This is a genomic window from Boudabousia marimammalium, assembly GCF_001936115.1.
GTDB classification, from domain to species: domain Bacteria; phylum Actinomycetota; class Actinomycetes; order Actinomycetales; family Actinomycetaceae; genus Boudabousia; species Boudabousia marimammalium.
Genome location: NZ_MPDM01000007.1, coordinates 25,605 through 48,403, shown reverse-complemented (window position 1 = coordinate 48,403; position 22,799 = coordinate 25,605). Strand labels below are relative to the sequence as shown.

The 22,799-nt window shown below is 53.9% G+C and carries 18 protein-coding genes, 1 tRNA gene and 1 pseudogene; 16 read left to right on the top strand and 4 right to left on the bottom strand.

Translation table 11 applies throughout. From position 1 onward, the window contains the following. The first annotated feature begins 39 nt into the window (after positions 1–39). The 3 genes from BM477_RS06915 (at position 40) to BM477_RS06905 (ending at position 3,364) form a co-directional block, all read left to right on the top strand. Positions 40–2,370, top strand: coding sequence for a type ISP restriction/modification enzyme (locus BM477_RS06915; RefSeq protein WP_075361939.1), 2,331 nt, complete (start codon positions 40–42; stop codon positions 2,368–2,370). After that, positions 2,312–2,797 (top strand): type ISP restriction/modification enzyme, encoded by a 486-nt coding sequence (locus tag BM477_RS08485; protein WP_245792889.1) that lies wholly within the window; start codon positions 2,312–2,314, stop codon positions 2,795–2,797. The genes BM477_RS06915 and BM477_RS08485 overlap by 59 nt, the downstream gene beginning before the upstream one ends. Before the next feature lie 66 nt (positions 2,798–2,863). After that, the gene (locus BM477_RS06905; protein WP_075361937.1) at positions 2,864–3,364 is read left to right on the top strand and encodes a Pycsar system effector family protein; all 501 of its coding nucleotides are present in this window, start codon (positions 2,864–2,866) and stop codon (positions 3,362–3,364) included. Positions 3,365–3,653: 289 nt separating this feature from the next. On the opposite strand, the gene BM477_RS06900 is transcribed toward BM477_RS06905, so the two are convergent. Beyond that, positions 3,654–4,748 (bottom strand): Fic family protein, encoded by a 1,095-nt coding sequence (locus tag BM477_RS06900; RefSeq protein ID WP_075361936.1) that lies wholly within the window; start codon positions 4,746–4,748, stop codon positions 3,654–3,656. A gap of 219 nt (positions 4,749–4,967) precedes the next feature. Between BM477_RS06900 and BM477_RS06895 the strand changes: the two genes are divergently transcribed. The 3 genes from BM477_RS06895 (at position 4,968) to BM477_RS06885 (ending at position 10,853) form a co-directional block, all read left to right on the top strand. After that, a complete protein-coding gene (locus BM477_RS06895) occupies positions 4,968–5,909 on the top strand; it encodes an Abi family protein (protein ID WP_084543788.1) in 942 nt (313 codons plus the stop codon). Positions 5,910–5,980: 71 nt separating this feature from the next. Then, positions 5,981–10,648, top strand: a complete 4,668-nt coding sequence (locus tag BM477_RS06890) for a hypothetical protein (protein ID WP_075361935.1) — start codon at positions 5,981–5,983, stop codon at positions 10,646–10,648. Next, positions 10,641–10,853: a hypothetical protein gene (locus BM477_RS06885; RefSeq protein WP_075361934.1), complete on the top strand. Its 213-nt coding sequence runs from the start codon at positions 10,641–10,643 to the stop codon at positions 10,851–10,853. The genes BM477_RS06890 and BM477_RS06885 overlap by 8 nt, the downstream gene beginning before the upstream one ends. Positions 10,854–10,956: 103 nt before the next feature. Here BM477_RS06885 and mscL read toward each other — a convergent pair whose 3' ends face one another. Continuing rightward, positions 10,957–11,346, bottom strand: coding sequence for a large conductance mechanosensitive channel protein MscL (gene mscL, locus BM477_RS06880; protein ID WP_075361933.1), 390 nt, complete (start codon positions 11,344–11,346; stop codon positions 10,957–10,959). 187 nt (positions 11,347–11,533) lie between these two features. On the opposite strand from mscL, the gene BM477_RS06875 reads away from it, so the two are divergent. From BM477_RS06875 to BM477_RS06860, 4 genes are all read left to right on the top strand, one after another. Beyond that, positions 11,534–12,748, top strand: a complete 1,215-nt coding sequence (locus BM477_RS06875) for a molybdopterin molybdotransferase MoeA (RefSeq protein WP_075361932.1) — start codon at positions 11,534–11,536, stop codon at positions 12,746–12,748. 10 nt (positions 12,749–12,758) lie between these two features. Next, positions 12,759–13,457: a GNAT family N-acetyltransferase gene (locus BM477_RS06870; RefSeq protein WP_158024399.1), complete on the top strand. Its 699-nt coding sequence runs from the start codon at positions 12,759–12,761 to the stop codon at positions 13,455–13,457. A gap of 67 nt (positions 13,458–13,524) precedes the next feature. After that, on the top strand, positions 13,525–14,613 hold the full coding sequence (locus BM477_RS06865) for a hypothetical protein (protein WP_075361931.1): 1,089 nt from the start codon (positions 13,525–13,527) through the stop codon (positions 14,611–14,613). Between the two features lie 100 nt (positions 14,614–14,713). Further along, positions 14,714–14,789, top strand: a tRNA-Ala gene (locus BM477_RS06860). 395 nt (positions 14,790–15,184) lie between these two features. Here BM477_RS06860 and BM477_RS08655 read toward each other — a convergent pair. Together BM477_RS08655 and BM477_RS06845 are read right to left on the bottom strand one after the other, a co-directional pair. Next, positions 15,185–16,063: pseudogene (locus BM477_RS08655) on the bottom strand (integrase core domain-containing protein); the annotation flags it as partial. Between the two features lie 308 nt (positions 16,064–16,371). Then, positions 16,372–17,733, bottom strand: coding sequence for a hypothetical protein (locus BM477_RS06845; RefSeq protein WP_075361930.1), 1,362 nt, complete (start codon positions 17,731–17,733; stop codon positions 16,372–16,374). Between the two features lie 163 nt (positions 17,734–17,896). Between BM477_RS06845 and BM477_RS06840 the strand changes: the two genes are divergently transcribed. The 6 genes from BM477_RS06840 to BM477_RS06805 all read left to right on the top strand — a co-directional run bounded on the left by BM477_RS06840 (position 17,897) and on the right by BM477_RS06805 (position 22,489). Continuing rightward, a complete protein-coding gene (locus BM477_RS06840) occupies positions 17,897–18,091 on the top strand; it encodes a hypothetical protein (RefSeq protein ID WP_075361929.1) in 195 nt (64 codons plus the stop codon). Between the two features lie 102 nt (positions 18,092–18,193). Further along, positions 18,194–18,646, top strand: coding sequence for a hypothetical protein (locus BM477_RS06835; RefSeq protein ID WP_143230239.1), 453 nt, complete (start codon positions 18,194–18,196; stop codon positions 18,644–18,646). Between the two features lie 38 nt (positions 18,647–18,684). After that, positions 18,685–18,954: a hypothetical protein gene (locus tag BM477_RS06830; RefSeq protein WP_143230238.1), complete on the top strand. Its 270-nt coding sequence runs from the start codon at positions 18,685–18,687 to the stop codon at positions 18,952–18,954. A gap of 1,509 nt (positions 18,955–20,463) precedes the next feature. After that, positions 20,464–20,730, top strand: a complete 267-nt coding sequence (locus BM477_RS06815) for a hypothetical protein (RefSeq protein ID WP_158024397.1) — start codon at positions 20,464–20,466, stop codon at positions 20,728–20,730. Between the two features lie 327 nt (positions 20,731–21,057). After that, positions 21,058–21,792: a DarT ssDNA thymidine ADP-ribosyltransferase family protein gene (locus tag BM477_RS06810; RefSeq protein WP_075361923.1), complete on the top strand. Its 735-nt coding sequence runs from the start codon at positions 21,058–21,060 to the stop codon at positions 21,790–21,792. Next, complete coding sequence (locus BM477_RS06805; protein ID WP_222842289.1) at positions 21,731–22,489, top strand: DarT1-associated NADAR antitoxin family protein; 759 nt, start codon at positions 21,731–21,733, stop codon at positions 22,487–22,489. The genes BM477_RS06810 and BM477_RS06805 overlap by 62 nt, the downstream gene beginning before the upstream one ends. Positions 22,490–22,799: the final 310 nt, after the last annotated feature.

The window sequence follows — 22,799 nt, the reverse complement described above, 5'->3', positions numbered from 1 at the left end:
TGCCGGCGGTGATCTTCGGCAAAGGGCTTAGTTGAGGTGATGGCCCCGTTGGCTGCAATGCTGCGAGAAGAAGTTATTGAATCCGTGAAAGCTGATCGCCGGTACGCTAAACAGCATGGGGTGGATGAGCGTACTCGTCCTTTTATTGCTTTGAAAAATGACTGGAGGGCTAGCCTATATCCAAGAGCTACTGACAGTCAGTTTGCAGATGGTTTTGCGCAGACTGTGATGTTTTCACTGATTATTGCACTCTCTGAGGGTATGGATCTAGACGGTAAGCGGGTACCAGAGATTGCGGAAGCCCTAGAAACTAAACATACAGTGTTGGGTCGTTCCTTGGCTTTACTCACTGAGCATTTGGAAGATTTCAATGTTGGAATTACCATTCAAACCATTGTGCGAGCCTTATCTGGGGCAGATTGGCAAAAGATTTCCGCAGGTAAGCAGGACGTGTATTTACATCTATATGAGAAGTTTCTTTCTGCTTATAATCCGGAGTTGCGGAAGAAATCTGGTTCCTGCTACACGCCGGTAGAAGTAGTAGATGCTATGACTCGGATAACTGATGAGGCGCTGAAACAGTATTTAAGGGTTCCTAAGGGCCTGTCCTCAGAGGAGATTGCTGTTATAGATCCGGCCATGGGCACGGGTACTTACCCTCTTTCGGTGCTTCGGAACGTTGCGGAAAGTGCGAGACCGTATGGTAAAGGGGCGGTAGCTGACGCGGTGACTGCAGCTGCGCAGCGTCTGTATGGTATTGAGATTCAATCTGGACCATTTTCGGTAGCGGAACTACGTCTTTCTCAAGCAATCCGTGAACTAGGCGGCACTGTGCCCGAAGGTGGATTGAACCTCTTCGTGGCAGACACTCTGGAGGACTCAGACTCTAGCTCTAGTGTGCAGCTTTCGTACAGTTTACAAAGGATTGCGGAACAAAGGCAGAGAGCGAATAAGCTGAAGAAAGAGACGCCTATTCGAGTTTGCATCGGGAATCCTCCCTATAAGGATAAGGCGCAGGGCATGGGAGGCTGGGTTGAGAGCGGTTCCAGTGTGAGCGGTTTAGTGCCTTTGGATGCTTTTAGAGAAGAAGGTAATGGGCGCCTGGAATACGTTCTGAAGAACCTGTACGTGTATTTCTGGCGCTGGGCTATGTGGAAGGTCTTTGAGAGCACAGAGAAATCCAAACCGGGCGTAGTTTGCTTTATTACTGCTACTGGATATTTGAATGGCCCTGGTTTTGCGGGCATGCGTAGGTGGATTAGAGAGAATACCTCCCGAGGCTGGATTATTAATCTCACTCCGGAGGGAAAGCAACCACCGGTTAAAACTGCAATTTTTGATATTGAGACCGAGGTTGCCATCGGTGTGTTCATTCGCAATGGTGAGAATGATATTTCGGTGCCTGCCCCAGTTTCTTATATTGAGCTGGAAGGTACCCGGGAAGAGAAGTTTGAGCAGCTTGCGGCGCTTTCTCTTGACGATGAGCGTTTCACTTTAGCGTCCTCTGAGTGGACGGCCGGTTTCGTTCCGGCTGCCTCAAAGGCTTGGGCTCAGATACCTGCCCTGGCTGATTTGTTCCCTTGGGTTGCTCCGGGTGTGAAGCCGAATAAGGCCTGGGTGTATGCTCCCACCGCGCCTTTGCTTGAACGGCGTTGGGATAGTCTTATTACTGAAGAAAATGAGCAGGAAAAGCGGAATATGTTTAAAGAAACAAGTAGCACAAAGTTTGAGCTTCCGCATAAGCCTTTAGCAGGTCGAGATGTCGAGCAGGAAACAAGTATTCCGTTTATGGAAGTAAAATGGCCTAAAAGACCAGCCATTGTGCGAGTTGGCTATAGGTCGTTTGACCGCCAATACCTGATTGCCGATAGTCGATTGTTGCATAGACCGAGCCCAGCCTTGTGGGCTGCGCGTATACCTGAACAGCTATTCGTAATTGAGCAACATGCGCACTTCCCTAAAGCCGGTCCAGGGTTGATGTTTTCGGCTCTTATCCCAGACATGCATTGTTTTAATAATCGGGGCGGTCGCTCGCTCCCTATCTATCATCCTGATGGTTCTCCCAATGTGTCGCCAAACCTGCTGGAGGCACTAGCTGGCATCCTTCACCGTAGCGTGAGTGTAGAAGAACTAGCCGCATATATTGCAGGAGTTTCTGCGCACCCGCACTATGTTGAGTTATTCAAACGTGAGCTGAAGAACTATCCCAATCATGTGCCGTTAACTACAGATCCAGGATTGTGGCAAACAGCCGTTGAACTGGGGGGAAGTAGTTATCTGGTTGCACACCTATGGGGAACGGGGACGGCCTATGGAGGGATTGTCTTCGGTGCTGGACGCAAAAGACATGAGGAGCATGCCGCAATATGACATTCCAGTTGGGGTCGAAATTCCTGAAACCGTCGAATATGACGAAACAACCCGGATAATCAAATTAGGTAAAGGGCAGTGGTCCAATGTTTCACCTGCGGTATGGGATTATACCGTCGGCGGGAGAAACGTTATTGACTCATGGGTGGGGTACCGACGAGCAAAGCCGAAGGGGCGGAAATCATCACCCTTGGATCAGATTAATGAAGTCAGTTGGACTCCAGAGTTATCGCAAGAGTTCAGCGAACTACTGGCGGTGTTAACGCATCTGGTCTCTATGGAGCCGCAGCAAGCTGAGCTCTTGGAGCAGATTATGCGTACGGAACTGATTACGAACGCAGATTTGCAGGCTCAGGGGGTAAGCTTCTCGGTCACGAATGCTGATCGAAAGCCCCGACTACAGGAAGAGGCTAAGACTATCTTCTGAGCGAGGGCAAGATTTGTTGGCAGAATCAACACTGTATGCTTTGGATTCGATTTGGAGGTGGAGGCAGTGTCTGACGGAACTGAAAGTGGGCTGGCGCGGATTCAAATTTTACATGAAGAATACTCGCAACTTCGTATAGAAGAAGCCGGTCGGATTCAATCACTAGAAGACAAAGCGAAGTCTCTGGTGACGATCGTATCAATCGCTCTATCCGCAGATTTCGCAATCATCGTGGCTAAGAACGAAATGCTAGATGCCAACGTGACGCGAACGCTCATTGCACTACATTTAGGATTAGCGATGGCAAGCTTGGTAGTCGCGATTGCGGTTCTCTTTCCGGTTAAGTCAGCCCATCTGGATGCGCTCAATATTGACAATGCCTACAAGGAATTAGATGAGTCAGCTGAACAGATGCAGATTCAGCTAAACCAATGGAAAGTGATGGAGATAAAGGCCTTGCGATCCTTTGGTAAGCGCAAGGGTAAACTGTTGCAAGCAGGGTACGCGTTGCTTGGCTTTGCCACAGTATTTATGTTTGCGACACTGGGAAGTATAGTCTGTAGGTAGAGGATATGACTGATAAGAATACTGAGAATGACAACTCTGAGAAGCAAGAGGGTAGTAAAGCAAAACCAAAACCGAAGCATCAGCCTGCGATTAGCTACACATTCAGCAAAGATAGTCGGTTGTCAAAACGCTAACCTTTTAACAGGTTCAGTTCTGTCGTGTAAAAAATTTGGCGAATTTTTACACGTTTTCGTGACGTGTAAAAATTCTTTACATATCTTTTCGCCCGTAGAATCCTAAGGGTAGTTGCGTGGTTTCCTCCGACCCTGATTTCAAGACCCAGCGTGAGTTAATCCACAGAAGTGCTGAAGACTAGCTGCAACAGGGATTGATTCAGGTAGATCGTATTTCGTCCCATTTTTTCCGAGGTTAGCACCCCGGCCGTAGCTAGAGACTTTAGCCGTTTCGTTGCGGTCGGGCGTGAAACACCGCAATAATCCATGACCGTACTGGCTCTTAGATAGGGTTGCGTGAAGGCCAGCTTGGTTAAGTCTGCGGCTGGTAGGCTACTATCATATTCACGGATCTTTTGCTCAAAGTTCTCCTGAAGCTCTAGTAGCTCTTCAATCAACTGCAAAGTCCATTTCGCCGTCTGCTCTACTGCTTTAAACATGTAAACGAGCCACTCTTCCCACTTCTGTTCAGCCGTTACCGCAGATAGCAGACGATAGTAGTCGTTCTTGTGTCGCACCAAATAGCCTGACAAATAAAGTACCGGCATGTCTAGGAGGGAAAGCTCCTTCAGCGCCAAGAGGTTGAGGATGCGTCCAGTGCGTCCATTTCCATCAGAGAACGGGTGGATTGCCTCAAACTGGTAGTGTGCTAGAGCCATCACAATCAACGGGTCAAGCTCTTCTGATTGATGAATAAACTTTTCCCAGTCAGAGAGCTTGCTCTCCAACACTCCTTTACCCTCCGGGGGAGTGTATATCCTCTTCTGCGTTCTGGCGTTGCCAATATAAGTACCTGTTCCCGACCGTACCTGCACCTCACGCCCAAGAATCTCAGAACAAACGTGCGCCGCTGTTCGTGCGGTTAAGGGACGATCAAGAATTGACTCAAACCCGGCGCGAAGGGCCGCTCTGTAGCGTAGAGCCTCACGAGCCGCTGGGGAGATCTGAGAGAGTTCTTCTAGGTTTGCGGCCCGGAACAACTCGTCGCGAGTCGTCACAATATTCTCAATCTCACTGGAAGACTGTGCCTCCAATAATGGGATCAGGTTAATCAGTAAAGCAGGATTTGGAAGCTGCTTACAGGCCTGGTTTAAAGCGGCTAAAGCGGCCCTAGGTTCAATCAGTGCCGAAAGTATGCGCGGGGTAGCTAAGTCCACGGCTGGAGGTAATCCGGGGAGCTCTTGATACGGAGATTCTGGTCCATTCCACATACATCAACTATAGGCGGTAAATCTGCATATGTAAAAAAATCGGCAAATTTTTTACACGTTTTCTTGACATGTAAAAATTCTTTACATATCCACCAGACCTGTAAAAATCCCGCCAGAATTGTTATAATAGATATTGATAGATCCCCGGTCAGGCCTCTGCTTCTAGGAGTTAAGCACAAATGGCCGGGGACTTTAATCTTTACGGTGAAAGACAAAGACGTGAAACAACAAGACAGCCAGGACATTTACCGGCGGCAGGCGCAGCAGCTGGACGCCCTCGGCTTGCATGTTGAAAACCTAGACGAATGCGCAAAGTTTCTCAGCCAGGTCAGCTACTATCGGCTCTCCGCCTACTACCGGTACTGGCTGAAGGATCCTGCCGACCAAAACAGTGGCTTCATGGCTGGCTCGACCTTTACTGAAATCAAAGACCTCTACCAGGCGGAAGAGCAACTCAAACACGTCTGCACGCAGGCTCTACGCCCCCTCGAAATCACGCTCCGAGCCCGCTTCGCGAACTCCTACGCGCAACTGGTCGGCCCGCGTGACACCTTCCTCCACGGTGAAGGCCTCACCCCGCCACCGGATGCTACCGGGCAACCCCAGTTCGCGGCCCTCAGAAACCTCAACCGGAGCAAAGAAGCCGCCATCCAGCACTTCCAAGACGGCGAAAAAGAAAACGGGGAATACCCCGCCGAAGCCTACGCTGAACTACCCATCTGGGTGGCCGTGGAGGCTTTCTCCTTCGGGACGCTCTCCAAACATATTGCCGCCTCCAAAGCCTCCGGCGTGCTAGACGACGTGGCGGGCAGCCTAAACACCAGCCCCCGCGCACTGCCCAGCCAGATCAAATCATTCGTCTACCTGCGTAACCGTATCTCCCACTGCGCCCGCATCTGGAACCATCCGGTCGCGGACATGCCGCGCATCTCCCGCAGTACCGCCCGCCGGGCTAGCCGCCAATTCCGGCCCTTCAGCGACCATTCCATTTACCGGATCCTCGTCGCCCTCGACGCCATCACCTACCATGCTGGGATTACAGAGAACTGGCTGGAAAAACAGGTTGAACCCATCCTGGAGCGCCAACCCATCCTCGCCGCTGGAATCAGCCAACCACAACGGGCCGGAGTGGGGAACCCTCGGCACCTCCTCGACTCTTGAACCAGGCGGGCAAGCCGGTTGCCGCGGTGTGGCACGCGTGCAAAATACGGCGAAATCGTTAGGATAAAGGGGTGAGTCCGATAAACTTTTTCACCGGCCGAGGCGAACGCAAAGGCGAGCCCCAACCCGAACAGCTCCCCCCGTGGGACACTGTCGGGTCAGAAAATGTCCCCGCAACCGGGGAAGAGGGTACCTCACCGGAACCGGACCACCAGGAGCTCTTGGATGCCGAGGGCGCCTTGAAGAACGCTGATGAAGGCGACGAAAACGCTCCCGAAAACGAAGCAGAATCCGCTCCCGCTGAGACTAAAATGGCGCCGGAACCATACAGTTTCAGTCGCAGCCTAGATGCCTGGGTGAAACAGCTGGACCTTGCTGAAATGCCGGCCCGCGGCACCATCGTGGAACTTACCCATTCGCATCCCGGTGGTCTAGTGCGCCTCTACTCCGGGGCGTCTGTCACCCTCTCCCATATGGTGCGTGAGCCTTCCGCTTTCCATCAGGGCATGAAGCAGGCTCGGGCGCTGCTACGCGCATCTGATCTGCAGGTGCAAGATTACGGCGTCTCCAGCGTGTACCTAGCGGTCGGTACTGCCCGCTGGCTGCACACCCCGAAGGATAAAGACCGCATCTTGACTGATGCTCAGGGGCTACCGGATACATCCTCGAAACGCCCTGAACCGTCCATGCTGAATCTGCCTATTTTCTTGCGCCCGGTGACGCTGGTGCCGCAGGGGGAGGACTACCTGATTCAGCAGGAAGGCTCCATGATGATTTCGCCGGTGCTGTTGCAGGCGCTACGTGAAGAGGGTGTCCGAGTTAATCCCACTGAGCTTTACAATGAGAGCATTGGCCGGCACGGTTTCACGCCCGGCCCGGCTCTGGACCTGCTGCGTGCAATGGTGGCGGACAAACTGGACCGCTTCAGCGTGCATGAAGACCTGTCCCTAGACCTTGCGATGCACCCCATGTATATGGCGTCCCGGGAGCTGGCTGACGGCGCGAAGTTGCAGCAGTCCCCGCTGGTGCGGGCGCTAGCTGGCGACCCGGAAGCGCAAAAGATTTTCCGTGAGCCGCTCCTGCCGGGCTCCCCGAAGGACCGTGACCCGGACTCAGAGCACGGCGTGGGTGACCTTGATCCGCTGGGCTCGCACGTGGTTGAGACTACCAGGCTGGGCCGCAGCTTCGTGGTTGATGCCGGGCCGGGCACTGACGCGAAAACCTTGGCGACCGCGATTTTGGTGGATGTGGCGCTCTCTGGCCGCAACGTGGTTTACGCCAGTGGCGACACCTCCACGGCCTACGCGATTAGCGATATGCTCCGCAGCTACGGGCTGCGCCATTTTACGGTGGACCTGACTGATGCGCAGCATTGGCGTCGGCATTTGCGTTCCGATATTCGCTCCGCCCTCAGCCACTTGAAAGATCCGCTGCCGGCTCCCAAACAGTACACCACTGAGGAGCATGCTTTCGGCTCCGATATGCACATTACGGGCCGGATTGAAGACCTTAACTACATGGCGGAAGATGAGACAGGTGAGGAAGCCGCGCGCGTTTCCAGCATTGAGGACGAGGGCGAGGGCGTTGCCGTTCAGCCCGTCACCGATGCCCTCCGATACGACACTCAGGGTTTAAGAGCTGAGCTGCGCAGTGTGCGTGACACCATGGAGCATTATGTTTCACAGCTTCATGAGCCGCGCAAACCGTGGAATATTTCCCCCTACCAGACGTTGCAGGTGCTGGCCGACCTGATTGGGATGCATCCGGCTCCGCGCACCAAGGTCCGTTTCAACGAGGCCGTCTGTCAAGGCATTTTTAACGACGGGGGAGCGCAAGCTCGCGCCGCCCTAGATGAGGCCGCTGCGGTTGGTTTCTTCGCCCCGGAGAACTCTGAGCAGGCCTGGTATAACGCCAAGATTTATGACTCCGAAACTGCGCATCAAGTAATTGACGCAATCCGTGCGGTGCAGGGTGAAGCTCTGGACACGGTTCGTTTCGCAATGTCCCGGACGGCCTCCGAGACGGGTCTGCGGAGTGCTTCTAGCCTCGCTGAATGGTCTGAGCAGCTGGACATGCTAGATGGCGTGCGTGAAGTGCTAGATATTTTCTTGCCGCACGTCTTTGAACGTTCCGCCTCCGACATGATTGCGGCTACTGCCTCCTCACAGTGGCGACGCGATAATGACCGGCCCATGAAACGCTCCATTCGGCGTCGCCTCACCAAGCAGGCCAAAGACATGGTACGTCCCGGCACGGCGGTCCCTGACCTGCATGCGGCTTTGAAATCCGTGCAGGCTAAACGCCAAGCCTGGAATAAGTACTCTGAGGCGGGCGGCTGGCCGACCCTACCCAGCGACCTAGATGGGATGCGTCAATCCACTGCTACGGTCACAGGGAAATTAGAAGTTATCCAGTCGGTCCTCCCGGAAGCTGACCTGCTGCACATGCCGGTAGGGGAGTTGGATGAGCTGATTGGCCGCCTCGAAGCGACCGCGGCGACCGCCTACGGTTTACCTGCCCTGCATGACGCGAAAGCCACCTTAGAGCAGCTGGGTTTGACTGAGTTCGCTGAGGATCTGCTCCGCCGTAAAGTCTCCCCAGAGCTCATTGTCCCAGAGCTGGATTTAGCTTGGTGGGCTTCCATTCTCAGCCACATTATGAAGCAGAATCAGGGTTTCGAAGCGCTAGATGGTCCCACTTTGGACTCCCTCACTGCGCAGCTACGGCAACTGGACCGTGCACACATCGACTCCCTCGAAGATGCCGCTTGGCGGCTACTGCGCCACCGCGCCCGGAAGGTAGCCCGCGCTCATGCGGGAGCTATCACCGGTCTGATTGAGCAGTTTAACTCCGGTGCCGCCATTGACATGGCTGACCTTATTCACCGTGAACCCTGGCTGTGGGACCTAGTCCCGATTCGGATTATTCCGGCCGTCCTAGCGCCCAGCGTGGTCGGTGCCAGCACTGACGTAGTCGTGGTTGACCGGATGGAAGACACCCAGATGGGCCATCTGATTCCGCTGATTTCGCGGACCAAGCAGCTGATCGCCCTCGGCGACAAGCAGCGTGAAGGTGAAGGCGCCTGGCAGACCATCGCTTCGCTCCTGCCACATCTGCCCGCCCCGGCCAGCCGCACCCCCTACCATCAGGCGGTAGCCAGTTTGCTGTCCCGCCACGGCTACCAGCAGTCCGTTGCGCCGCTACCCACGCCCCGCACCATGCACACTGTGAACCTAGTCAAGGTGGATGGGCGCGGCATGCCCGCAATCGGTGCAACCACGGTTGAATCCAGCACCGCGGAAGTCAACAAGGTTGTCGAAATGGTGCTTGATCATGCGATCGGGCGCGCCGACGAATCCCTCGCGGTTGCGGCATTGAACGCCCGCCATGCCGGCTATTTGCAAGAAGCTATCATTTCGGCGCTGGCATCGAACCAGAACCCGGCCATTGATGATTTCTTCCGCACCGACAAGGCGGAGCCTTTCGTGGTGGTGTCCATGGATGACGCCAACGGCATTGAACGCGACCGCGTAATTGTGTCTGTCGGCTACGCCAAAACCCCGCACGGCCGCATGATGCATGACCTTGGTGAAATCTCGCAAAGTGATGGCCTAGTGAAGCTGGCTGAAGTACTGAACATGGTTCGCGCCGACTTGACGTTGCTGATTGGTTTCACCCCCGAAGATGTTGACGAGAAACGCCTGACCGCTCCCGGTGAACGCCTCCTGCTGGACCTGTACCGGGTCGCGGAAGGCGGCGGAATCCAAGACTCTGCCGGCTGGGAGACTGTTGGGGAAGCCCCCGACCGTCTGCTAGTTGACCTGGCGGAGCGCCTCTACCGGATGGGTGTTGACGTGGTCCCCAACGTGGGGGTTGAAGGCGGATACCGGATCCCGCTGGCACTGGGTCACCCGGATGTGCCGGATGAGCTGCTGGTCGCAGTCCTCACCGATGACGCGAACTATGTGAAACAGCCCAGCTTACGGGTGCGTGACCGGCACGAAGTGGAGCGCCTAGAGGCAAACGGCTGGCTGGTGAAACGCATCTTCTCCACCGCTGCTTTCGCTGACCCGCAAGGTGAAGCTGAAGCCCTAGTTGAGCTAGTTTTGGATGCCGTGGATGAGCGGCTGGGACGTAACCGTGGAGAAACCCTGGCGCCTGGGATTGTTGAGGACGAGGACGAGGGCGCGCCGGAAGCTACCCCCGCACCGGACGCAGAGCAGACTGTCACCCATCACGATAGCGGTGCCAGCGAAGCAGAATACTTGGCTGAACAGATAGCTGCCCCGCAGTCGGAAGGTGAAGGCAACGCCGGCGACTGGGCGGGAGAGCCTGAACTCCCAGTCGATGAGCTGGAAGACACGTGCAGTATCCACCCGGATGTGGAAACCACCGGTGAGCAAATGTTTGAAACCGGCTTGGACCACGGCGTGGAAATCCAAACCCCGATTACGGTTGCTACTCCCATTGTTCGGGACCGCGGGCCACGCCCCGGCGTCGCTACCGGCCTGCCTTTGGCCGCCTACAGTGATGAGCAGCTAGACCAGATGATCCGCTGGATTTCCGGTGACGAAGTGCCGCGCACGCATAAACAGTTCGTTAAGGAACTGCATCGCGCCCTCGGCCTGACCCGCACCGGACGTCAAGTTGACGCGGTGCTGGGCTACGCGATTCGCCGCAACTATGAGATCTTGAACCTGCTGAATGATCCCAGCAGTGAAGGTAACAAGAATGAGTGAGTCAACTGCCCGGCCGGCCCGGCCGCGTCCCAGACGGCGGGCGGTCTACATTTCGGAAGCCGACCAGGCCCGAATCGATCAGGGGCTGAAACCCTCCTGGGAGGACGGCCCCGGCGACGGACTCAGCACCGACACTGGCTCCGGCACAGAGAATGACGCCCGTATCGTGGAGAATATTCCGCCGCACGCCCAGCCGAAGCTATAAATGTCAGCGGGCGCTATACGTAAGAGAAAAGCCGCAAGCCCAGAAATGGGAACTTGCGGCTTTAACTCTGCGCGTGTTAGCTAACGCATTTTAGCTGGTGGAATCAGTGCTTCTGCAAAGAGTCACGGATTTCGCGTAGCAGCAGGACTTCCTCTGAAGGTACTACTTCCTCTGCCTCGGCCGCAGGCTCAGCTTTGGCGCGGCGTGCCTCAGCCTTCTGCATTGGCATGACGACCATGAAGTACACGGCTGCTGCCACCAGCAGGAAGTTAGCGATTGCGGTCAGGATGGTGCCCGGCTGGATGACGGCACCGTTCACCGTGAACTGTCCAACTGCGTCGAATGAGGGAGCGCCGAAAATAGCGCCAATCAGATTCAGAATAAAGTCGGTGACTGCTTTAACAATCGGGGCGAAAGCGCCGGCAATGATAACGGCGACGGCTAGCTCGACAATATTGCCGCGCATTACGAATTCTTTAAAACCTTTAAGCATGAAGCCTCCTGTAGATTGTTGCAACATAGTTTGTTACTCAACTGAACAATAACGCATGTGGTGCGGCGCGGGCTGAAAATCATGGGTCCGTCGGTTATGGGATGTATCTCAACCACTCGCCGGAGGCCTCAACCATTCGGCTGTCTACGCGCGGTAATCTATAGGCAGTACACGTGAAAGGACTCTAATGAAATCCGTCGCCAAGCATGTGAAAGACTGTATAGCGGCAGTGGGGGAGCTTCCGGAGCTGGAAGTCACCTTGCTGGAAGCGGTTGGCTGTATCCTCACTGAGAATGTTGTCGCCCCCTGGGATTTGCCGGTCTCTGATTCGGCTGCCTGCGACGGTTACGCGGTCCGCACCAAGGATGTGCGTGACGCCCATCCGGAAAGCCCCGTGACCTTGAGTGTGGTTGAGGATATTCGTGCCGGTGACATTAATCCGGTAGCTTTGCTGGCCGGTAACGCCGCCCGGATTTCGTCAGGTGCGCCACTGCCGCAGGGCGCTGACGCGGTCCTCGCCCTCGACTATACGGATGGCGGGATTGCGAAAGTCCAGATCAAGTCCTCGCCGCGCGTGGGTGAGAATATTCGCCGTCAGGCCGAGGATGTGGCGAAGGGTGAGCCGCTGGTGCGTGCGGGAACCCGCATTGGTTCCCGTCAGGTGGCTTTGCTGGCCGGCGCTGGCAGGGAAAGAGTGCTGGTGCGTCCTCGCCCCCGCGTTGTCGTGATTTCGATCGGTGATGAGCTGGTGGAGCCGGGCCGCTCCCCGAAGCCCGGCCAAGTATTTGACGCAAACGGTCACGCTTTAGCTACTGCGGCCTCTGATTTGGGCGCCGACGTGTTCAGGGTTTCCGCGGTTTCTGATCAGCGCGGTGAACTACGAGCCATGGTGGAAAACCAGCTGGTGCGCGCCGACCTGATTATTACGACCGGAGGCCTGTCCCGCTCCGAATCCGACACGGTGCAAGAGGTCTTGGCGCCGCTCGGTGAAGTGGAGTTCGACCAGGTGGCGATGTGGCCGGGCCGTGTCCTTGGGGTTGGCCATGTGGGGGACGGGATCCCGATTTTCTGTCTGCCCGGTGACCCGGTAGCGGCGCAGGTTTCCTTCGCTGTCTTCGTGCATCCTGCTTTGCGAGCGATGGCTGGCTGGTCCGCGAAATATCGGCCCACCCTGCGGGCTCGCGTGGACCGCTCCTGGTATTCGCCGCGAGGCCGGCGGGAGTTCGTCCGGGTCCGCCTGGAAGGTAGCCCGAGCGCCGGCTATGTGGCCCGCGTGCAAGGCGGCCCGCATCAGCTACTGCTGTCCGCGCTGGGCCGGTCGAATGCGCTGGCGGTCGTGCCGGAGAACGTCACTAACGTGAATGAGGAGGATGAGCTGGTCTGCATCCTCCTAGATGACTAGTCGTCCCGCTATGACCGTTCCGATTGGTAGTGGATGGATCTCTCGATTCCGCGCTTTAAGCTGGTGGCGACGCATCATCCTCGTCCCCGATCCGCGGATTGTCGCGCAGGTGACTCATCCCGCGGGGGATGGCACTTTGCCGCCAACCCAGCTTGAGATGGTGCCGCTAACGGGGTGTGACTTAGCGGATCTGCTGCGGCTACGGCAGGCGGAGGACGGCTGGCTCAGCCCCACGAACGCCACCAGCCCGCCCGGTTACGTGACGGGTGCCCCCAGTTTTGGCACCTACGTGAAAGCCGCCCAACGTGACCTAGCGGAGGGCCGCCACGTCACTTTCGGAATCTGGGCTGACGGGGAGCTGGCCGGAGAAATTTCGGTTGGCGGGATTAGCCGGCAAGCGTTGTGCTCCGGAATGGCAGGCTACTGGCTGCGTCGCTCCCGGGTTGGGCAGGGGATTATGCCGCTGGCTTTAGCTTCCGTCATCGAGTTCATGCTGACCGAGGGCAACCTGCACCGGGTTGAGGTCAACATTATGCCCCGCAACCAGGCTTCCATACGGGTCGTAGAGAAGCTGGGGTTGCGGGCCGAGGGCGTGCGGCGCAGTTACCTGCACGTCGCCGGCAGCTGGGAAGATCATGTTTCCTATGCCGTCACGGCGGAGGAACTAGCCGGCGGCGGCCTGGTGTCCCGGCTCCTAGCTGACCACTAAATTTTGCTGATATTGCAACAATCGGCGTGGCATTACGTCACTTTGTGAGTGTTTCGCGTACTTTTGAATGGTGAGTATTGCTGGAGTTGTTCTTGCCGGCGCCGGCCTTTTAGTGATGGGCTACATGGCGCCTGGCATGTCGTACCGTCGCACGCTTGATGCGCAGTGCCATGCGGACGACCGCTTCTCTGACCGGATGCATTTGGTGCCCATCACGGTGGAAAAATCCGGTGTCCCGCGGGAGTATGGCTCCAGTTCGATTCCTTTACATCCTGCGGTTTCTTCGGCGCGTTTCCAACGTGAGGGCGCGCCAGCCGGTAGGCTTGGAAATGGTAGTTCATCTGCTCTTCGGAAAAGAGCAGTCATCGGTAAGGAGGTCGGCATGGCCGCCCGCACACAAAAGAAACAGGCTTCTGTGACGGAGTTAGCGTCCGCGCTGTCACAGCGCGCTGAAGTGCATGGGCGTTTGACTGCGCAGGCGAAACGTCGCGTGACCGTGCTGGCTTTGACTTTGGCAATGATTTTGCCGATCGTAATCATTTTGGCTTTGACGGAAACTGTTTCCTGGTGGTGGCTGACGTTGCCGGTCGCTATGGTGGCAGTGGTTTTGGTGCAGGGGCGTTTCGCTGCTGCGGCTGGCCGTCGTGAGCTTTCCGAGTTGAACGCTAAGATCGCGCAGATTCGTGCCCGGGTGGGTTCTGGTCGTCGTGAGCAGACCCCCACGGAGAAGCGGGCTTCACGCCAGGTTTCTGGGGCCGAGGATGAGGCTGTCGCCGCTGTTGCCCCGGTCATCGCTCCGCGGAAGAAGAGTGTCGCCGCCCAGCCTGTTGCTCAGCCGGCCGCGCATATCTCCACGGAGGTGGAGACTCCGGTAGCTGCAGAGTCTGAAACTGAGACGGTGGCAGCTGAATCTGCTGGCTGGGAGCCGCGTCCTCTGCCGAAACCGCTGTACACGATGCGTGCCACGCAGCCGCGCCGTGAAGTAATGGATCTGCAGCTTGAACAGCCCGGTACTGTCGGCCGGGTTCCGGTTCGCCCGGTTCGTGCCCGCCGCCCAGCGACCGGTGCTTTGAGTTCCGCTGAGGTTGCTGCGGGCGCCGCCCTAGAGTTCGATGTGGACTCTGTAATCGAGCAGCGTCGAGCGGCCGCCAGCTAGTTCCACTACTGGTGTCGAGGGGGAATCCCCCTCGACCATAATGACACGCTTTAGAATTCGCACACCATAATGTTTTGGTGCTAAAATCCTATGTGTCCTAGGGGCTATAGCGCAGTTGGTAGCGCGTCTCGTTCGCAATGAGAAGGTCGGGGGTTCGATTCCCCCTAGCTCCACCATCGTGATTTCTCCCGACATATGTCCGCATACATCGGGGGATTTTCGTTTTTTTAGGTTTATGTTTCGCGTCATTTGTCCGTTTGTTGAGGTTGTTTTTTTGGTAGGTGCGGGTGGGGTCTATGGTGTGTTCTGCGATTATTTCGCCTGTGGTTTTAGCGATGATGATTGTGTTGGGTCCGTTGATTAGGGCGATGATGGGTTGGTGTTTGTGGGCTCTGCCGATTCCTAGGTGTTTGAGTTTTCCTAGGTAGCGTAGGGTGATGGTTCCGGTTTCGTCTATGGTGTCGATGCGTACTCGCCAGTGTTGGTTGTTGTGTTTGATGGTGGGTTGGGCTTTGGGGAGTGCGTTGTAGGCTGTTTGGGGTGCGTTGTAGGCTATTTGGGGTGTGTTTCGGTTTAGTGCGCGGTGGGGGCGTTGGGTGTTGTAGATGTGTTGGAAATCGGCTAGTAGTTTGTTGAGGTCGGTGATGGTTTGGGCTGCCGGTTGTGCGCGTAGCCATCTTTTTAGGGTTTGGTGGTAGCGTTCTATTTTTCCTTGGGTGGTGGGGTGGTTTGGTCTTCCGTTTTTTTGGGTGATTGATAGTTGTGCGAGGAGTTGTTCGAATCCGTTTGGCTGGTTGTTTCTTTTGTTGTTTCCTTGCGCGAGTCTGGTGGTGTAGACCATGCCGTTGTCTGTCAGGGTTGAGGCGGGAAGGCCGTGGGTGGTAGCGGTTTGGGTGAAGGTATCGATGACGATTTGTCCGCTGATGCGTGGGTGAGCGCTGAGGTGGAGGAGGTATCTGGAGTGGTCATCTAGCCAGGTGATGATTTCGGTGTCTGTGCCATCAGCGAGGGGCCAGTGGGTGAAGTCTGATTGCCAGGTTTCATTTGGTAGGTCTGCTTCGAAGCGGTGGTATGAGTTTTTGGGTCGTTTGTGTGGTTGGGCTGTGATGAGGTTAGCGCGTTTAAGGATGCGCCAGATGGTAGCGGGGCTGGGGCGGTTTGCTGGTTCTAACCTGTCCCAGATTGACCATGGTCCTGCGTCTAGGTCTTCGCGTATGAGTTGTTTGCGTATTTCGATGATTTTGATAGTGATAGTCTCATTGGTCGCGTTGGGATTCGAGTGGGGTTTGCGGGATTTAGGCTCGATCCCGGCTAAACCTAGCTCGCGGTATTGTGCGCATAAACGCCTAACGTGGCGTGGGGAGATGTTGAAGTGTTTAGCTGCTTGAGTAGTTGTCATTGCGCCTTCGCTTACTGCGAGGACGATTGCTCTGTTTCTTGAATAAGACATGATTGATGTTATCTAACCAAACGGACATATCTCGTGAAACATCAACTCATAACCACAGCCTCAAAGCGGACATATGTCATGAAATACCCCAGCGCCAAAGAAGCGGACATATGTCATGAAATCACACACCCCTAGCTCCACCATTATCCCCGGAATGTGGGACTTTGTTTATAGCTTTTATCTCAAGCTTGATTTACGTATTTGGATTGCAGCGTGTAGCACTTTGAATTGCTCGACCGTTATTGAAGCGGAGAACTGTATCTCGCAGATTGGCCGCCTCTAAACCAGCGCACTTCGCGAGTATGTTTTTATAGGCTGTATTGGCCGTTATCAATTCGTCCGAGTGGAGTGTTCAGGCAGTCCCGCATCTTGAAGTAGCCGAACTGGTACAGGCAGGCAAACCACAGAACTGCATGCGCATGATTAGATGCTAGTTTTAGATAAGGGTGCTCATGACGTAACAGTGCAATCACTTCGGCGTTGTTCGGGTCGAATCTCATGAAGAACAATTTCTCGACTTCCCAGGAATCTTGGGCACTACCCAGACCTGCCTGTAGCTGATCTCGATCCACATCAAGGTGAGCGATATATGCGAAACACGGCTGATATCTGAGTTGATCAAAGAAGAAGCCGGTAGCAGCCGTCTCCTTCACTTCGCCTATGGCATCTTTGCCGCTTGAAATGCCGAGTTCTTCCTCAAGCGCACGAGAGGAAGTTTTTTGCGGGTCGATAGTGCCTCCAACGCCACGGTCTTCAGGAATCATTCCTTCCGCGACAATGTGGACTGCCTTCCTTATCTCGTCATACTCAAACTGGCCAGCGATTGCTGTGCGACCACGAACTCCAAGGACAAGGAAACCATCAGAGGTGATTGCTACTGTTCCTACTCCGACTTTCGTCATGAATGGAAGTTCTCGCACTGATTCAATGTCGGTCGGAGGGTGTGCGACGTTCTCTCGCAGAGTCGTTTCTTGGCCATCCACTATGAGCTTTCTATCTAGGTTTGCTGTGGAGCAAAGGAAATTGTAGTAGCTCTCTATAGCAGGGGTAATAGTGTATTTAGGAATTCTGCGACCTGATTTGTTGTGCACATAGGAAATAGTGATGTCTACCATGTCCACGCATGCGTCGTCGCTAAGGGCAATCCCTTTGTTCTTACAATCCCTTTCAATGTCGCCGAGCCACTGCTCCCTAGCAGTATCCACCAGTTTGTGGCTGGAGAAGTTGTCTCGCTTACCCACCGGGAGCGTTGGTTGCCATTCCATAACTGCTAGGTCAGTCCAAGGAGTTTTCTCTCGTCCTGACTTGACGACAACAATGTCGTCAATAACCATTCCGCCAACCGTGAGGTGGCGCTTATTCCATGACTCTTCATCCATGTGCTGGATCTTGCGGTTCTCTCGTTGTGCGCGTATCTGCTGTGGAAAAGTAACGATAGCAACGCCAATCGCGCCGATAATAGTAATTAATGAACCGATGGCCGCGACAACAACTTCTCGCGCATAGGTTCCTTCCTTCGTAATAGGGTAGAAATAAATAGTTAATGTTGTGATGGCAAGAAAAACTAACAGGAGAATGATAGGGCGAATCAGAGCGTAGCTACGTAGCCACGCGATGGTGCGTTGAATCGGATTGCGCTTGAGTGGGGGAGTTGGACTTTCAACAGACATAGTGATTATTTTAGGAACCCAGTGAGAGATGTCGCCTAAGGTTTCTCGTTCGAGTGAGGCATGTCATAGATGTGGCGAATTTTGGCTACGGTCTTAAAAGGCTTGTAGTTTGCTAGGTATGTTATCGTAATCTGGGTATTCTCATCGCAGAGAGGAGAAATCTATGGCATTCTTTGGTTGGCGTAGGCAGAGCCTTGAATGTCGTGCCCGGGAAGAAGAAAATGCCAGCCTGCTTGCCTCACTGCCACCCCTCGTTAGGGTTTCAATGGATTTCTTCAACCTAGGGGCAGAGCAGGCTGCTGAAGCTTGGCTGGCTGGTGATTTCCCGACGGTAGATAGTATCTACAACAGCCTTTAAGGCTTCGATCGGACCCGGTTTGTTCTAGATTTTCAGCCTCTGATTAGTGCAGTTCCAGAAGCACACCTAGAAGCGGCGCAGAGGTACGGTTCAGTTGCGTCTTTGCTGGGAGCTATTGAGGCGGCAGTGAAAATCTCTGGCGAGTATCGCGGGTATGGGACCATCGATACGGTCACTAAAGAAGGGGATGAAGGGTACGAGCGTTTTGCCAGGTTGGCTATGCAACTTGCATTGCAGGCACAAGAGGTTGACCCTACGGACCCTCATCCGTTGGTGCTAGGCCAGGGGCCGACCCGCATTTTCGATCGTGAGAAAGCTCTTGAATGGGCTGAACTATGGCAGGACATTGACCTTTGGAACTATGGCGGCTGGTACATGCTGATTACACTGCTTGATTCGCGATGGCTCGGTACTGAAAATGATTTAAAGAACCTAGCTCATCATCTCGCAGTTGGGGCCCTTGAAGGTAGTCCCGCACTGGCACTGTCCATGGTTGCGTTGGGGCAACCTCCGTCACTTACCGGAGGTTTGGAAAACTATCACATCAGCAGATAGACGAAATCGTGTGGCTTTCTCCGCAAGGCCAAAATACCGTGAAAGCAGCTTTTGAGCGGCTGGTCCCGCATGTTGACGCAAACGATCCACTCAACTTTTTGATGTTGAACTGGCTGGCCTACAGAACCACGCGGGCTCGCATGCCTGAACTCTCAGTCAAACTTTGGGAAATGCTGGATGGGAAAGTCGGTGTTAGCCTGTGGGGTTTGCAAGGAGAGGACCCCCTCCTCGCGGCGGGCAAAGCACGCGAGAATGGTTACCGAGAGGCCTACCGGCGTCTGCATCCATTGCCCGAAGATAACCGTTAAGCGGTAATGCTGGCGGGGCAGGACAAGCTATTCCACGTCAGATTAAGGAAGGCTCTGTCTCAAGCTCTTCACGCCTGAAGGGCCAGCTTATTCTATGACTGGGCTGGGACTGTTGTCATTGGTTGGGTTGGGCTTAGAGCGGGGTTTGCGGGATTTGGGCTCGGTCCCGGCTAAGCCTAGCTTGCGGTATTGTGTGCATAAACACCTAACGTGGTGTGGGGAGGTGTTGAAGTGTCAAACTCTTGACCGAGAGTAAGCACTGCCTCCGCTTTTCTTACCTACACATACTCCCCGTGGGTTAACTCTTGGTTTCGTCGTAGAACCATGAAACGATGGAGTTGGCCTCGCGCTCGCCCTAGGCATTGCGCGAGTAAGAGTGGGATTTTATCCCGTTGGGAAGGCGTCGATGTGCAGCTGGGTGATGCGCCAAGTCGCTGGCTGATCAATGGCACGTAGTATCTGTTCACGCGGAGTTCGACACAGACCGCCGAAAATCTCTGACCTGCGTAAATGTCATATTTGTTCCTTGGCTGGGCATAAGTTGGGTATACGGGTGCGGGTTAGTTCGGTGTTTCAGGCAAATCTTCCCCGGCTAAACACCGTCCATAGTGGTTTGTTTGCGCTTGCGGACGGCTACTGTGTTCGGGTCTCTACGGCGTTCGGCTGTGGAAAACTTGGGGGATATTTTGCTATCACTCAAGGAGATTTACACTGCACCTGTTTTCTTGCCCTGATAGGGGTCTCACTGTGGTCTTGGTACTCTCGTTGTTTACTAGTATGGTCATAGGGGTGAAAAGTAACATGGAATTGAAACGGGAGCACGTCGAGTGGCTGAGAATCGTTAGATGCCATTCTGATCTTGGAAAGAACCAAGCGAAGGAGCTGGAACCACTCAACGCGGTAAGCATCTAGACCATCCACGATGCAGTCGGGTTGATACTGAGCCTTATTGCGGAGGACCATCAGGCGGCCACTCCGAGCAAGGACTTTGCGAAGCTGTTCGGCACCTTTAGCGATTGTATGAAAACCCAGGGTGGTGCCCTGTCCGGGCATCGTAGTGCCATGATTACTCTGAACAGCGCCCGTGTCGGTTTTAAACACCACGGTAATCAAAGCGCCAAGCAGACAATCTACAGATGCATCGCGAACAGTATCAACTTCCTCGCTGACGTAGCCGAGCAAGATGCGCTAGTAGATGCACCGGGCGGATCACTGCAGCTTTGACGCACTCGAAGATCGCATACTTTTTCAGTACTTGCGCCTCTGCTTCGAGGCAATGGTGCAGGGGTGTAAGCAAAGTAAGAGATACTATCCGGGACGGCTCCTCATCATGACGAAGCTGAGTCTTCTTCCTTCAGTTTTCGATATCCGAGATTATAACGGGAGGGTCGGAGAGAAGGCATTCGGGTGGTCGGAGAACTTGGATGGTTGGGTTAGAATCCTTGTTTTGGGGATTGACCTCCAAGAGTACATGTTTTTCTTGGCATATACACCTGGGTCATGATGCCGATGGGTGCGCAGGTCCATTTCCTCTGGTGTCCCAGCTCCGACCTTTCCGATGACGTCTTCCTCCGTTGTCGCCAGTTCGTGGTGGAGTCAGCGATTCGACTGGGACGCAGAAACTCAGCCTACGACGCTTGGAACGAGCGCCAGTCTTTTGTCGGAGGAGCCGCGAAACACCATGGGGATGAGGCGTGTTATGGCCCCGATGAGAACGGGATATTGGCCCCTCATGAAGACCATGATATCGCGAGCTCCGCAGAAGAGAGTCTGTAATCCCAATCCAATAGGTTTTCCGACTGATGATGTTAAGCGGCAACAGTTGCTAGGGGTGACCGGGGTGCCCGCCTTGACCTCTTCGATTTTGTATTCGGCGGCGAACGCACCAATTAGGTACCCGTCGCCTTACATAGTCAGTGAAGGAGTGGAGCGCAGAATCAGTTGTGAGTAGAACAAGACAAATTCGACACGTGCCTCCTGGGCTCTACCAAGTTAGTTGGTGACTTTTCGTAAATGATACTGCTGTATTAGAAGTGCCACTTGCTATATCTGCTCTATGACTATTTGATTCACATTTGATGGCGATCTTGTTAAACTACCGGTATGCCGAATAGGACTATCGACGATGTAATCGCTTATCTAGAAAAGCGTGAGGTTGAGCATTTAGTACATTTTACGCGTGTAAGTAATCTCCCAAGGATTATACAGGAAGGAATTGTCCCGAGGGGGAAGCTTGAGTCTGAGCGCTCTGAGGTACGGTATTTTGATGAGTTAAGGTTGGATCAGCATAGGGAGCGGTCTTGCTTTTCTGTTTCTTTCCCAAATCTCCTTATGATGTACAAATATAGTAAGGAGATTGAAGAAAGCAAGGAGGATGACGGTATATGTATCCTTTTTATCCCTGTTGGGGACCTCAAAAAAATTGCAAAGCTTGGCAGGATTTACTTCTATCACACTAATGCTGCCAATGCGATATTCAAGAAAAGTAGTGAAAGCGTTTCGGTGGATGGCGAAGACATTGAAGACTTGTTTCGTGATGAGATGAGTACCAAACAAGGACGGACCGTGAATCGTACTGATGACGGCATTCCTTGTTTTCTCACTACAGATCCTCAAGCTGAGGTGCAAATTGATGCGACTGTCCCTTTTGATTTAGTCAAGTTTGTGTCGGTCAAGGACATAGAACTAAAGCTAAAGGTAGAGGAGTTACTACATAGGCAGGCAAAGAGATGTTACGTATATCAAGCCTGGAAAGTAAAAGGGGAGCGGGCTTACAATGTCTTTGGATACCCGAAATGCTGGCATAATTGGTATGGACAGGACAAAAATGGCGAATAGACCAGTATTCCGTGCTGAAACAACAATTCCATTCTTTTCTAGCGATGACGTAGAGTTTAAGTTCTTCTCTGGTTTCTCGGTATCGCAGAAGCAGAAATCAATTGCAAGTTTGCACGAGGCATACTTGGCGCAGCATTCCACGACACGGATTATTGATATTTCAAGTAAAAGCCCGGATGATCTTGGAGTTCAGCTGAGTGCATTCAACTTGATGATTACCCATAGTCGTGGTCAATATTCAGTAGAATCTGCTTTCCAAGCGTCGAAGTGTTTTGAGCATGGAGGCCCGTATGAGGATTTACTGATGGCGACCTCTCGCGAAGCAAAAAGAGACTCACGGTTACACCAAAGTGGAAGTCTAACCGGGTTTAGGTTCTATAAGTACACGTTCCCGCTTGAGCCAAAGACTTATTTCTATGACTGGTTGTATGCAAAGGCCTTACAGGGGCGCCATGAGCTCTTGGAAAAGATAGTAGAGTACGACGCGATGACTGATATAGAGTTTAACCCAGCTAAATCAATTAATTGCCAAGCAAGGTCTGTGGCTAAAGTCGTGGGATTATTCCGGAAAGGTCTACTAGAATCAGCGCTGGAGAGTCCGGCTAGATTTCTTGAAATCGGCTATCGAACTGATAGCCTCCCCAAACAGAAAGATTCGGCATCGCAGGTAGAGGGGGAGCAAACAGTACTGTTTTGAGATTTGAGTCGTGGGTACGTTAGCTTTACGGAACTGGGGCATCGCTAACGTATGATTGCTCTGGAGCCTTGCATAGGTAAATGGCTAGGTACAACTTCAGTCTCTGCTGTTTGGTGTTATACTTTGTGGATGATTAACCCTCTAGCGAATATGGGTAACCTCTCAATGTGTAGTGCTTTGCGTGTGCGCTACCACCCGATGTGAATATTTGTGCAGTCGACTTGGTAGATTTCTTTGATGTATAGGCGTATTCCGTTTTAAAATCTGGACTGTTTGACGCATTTAATCGCTTTCGAGAGCTTGACTCGGG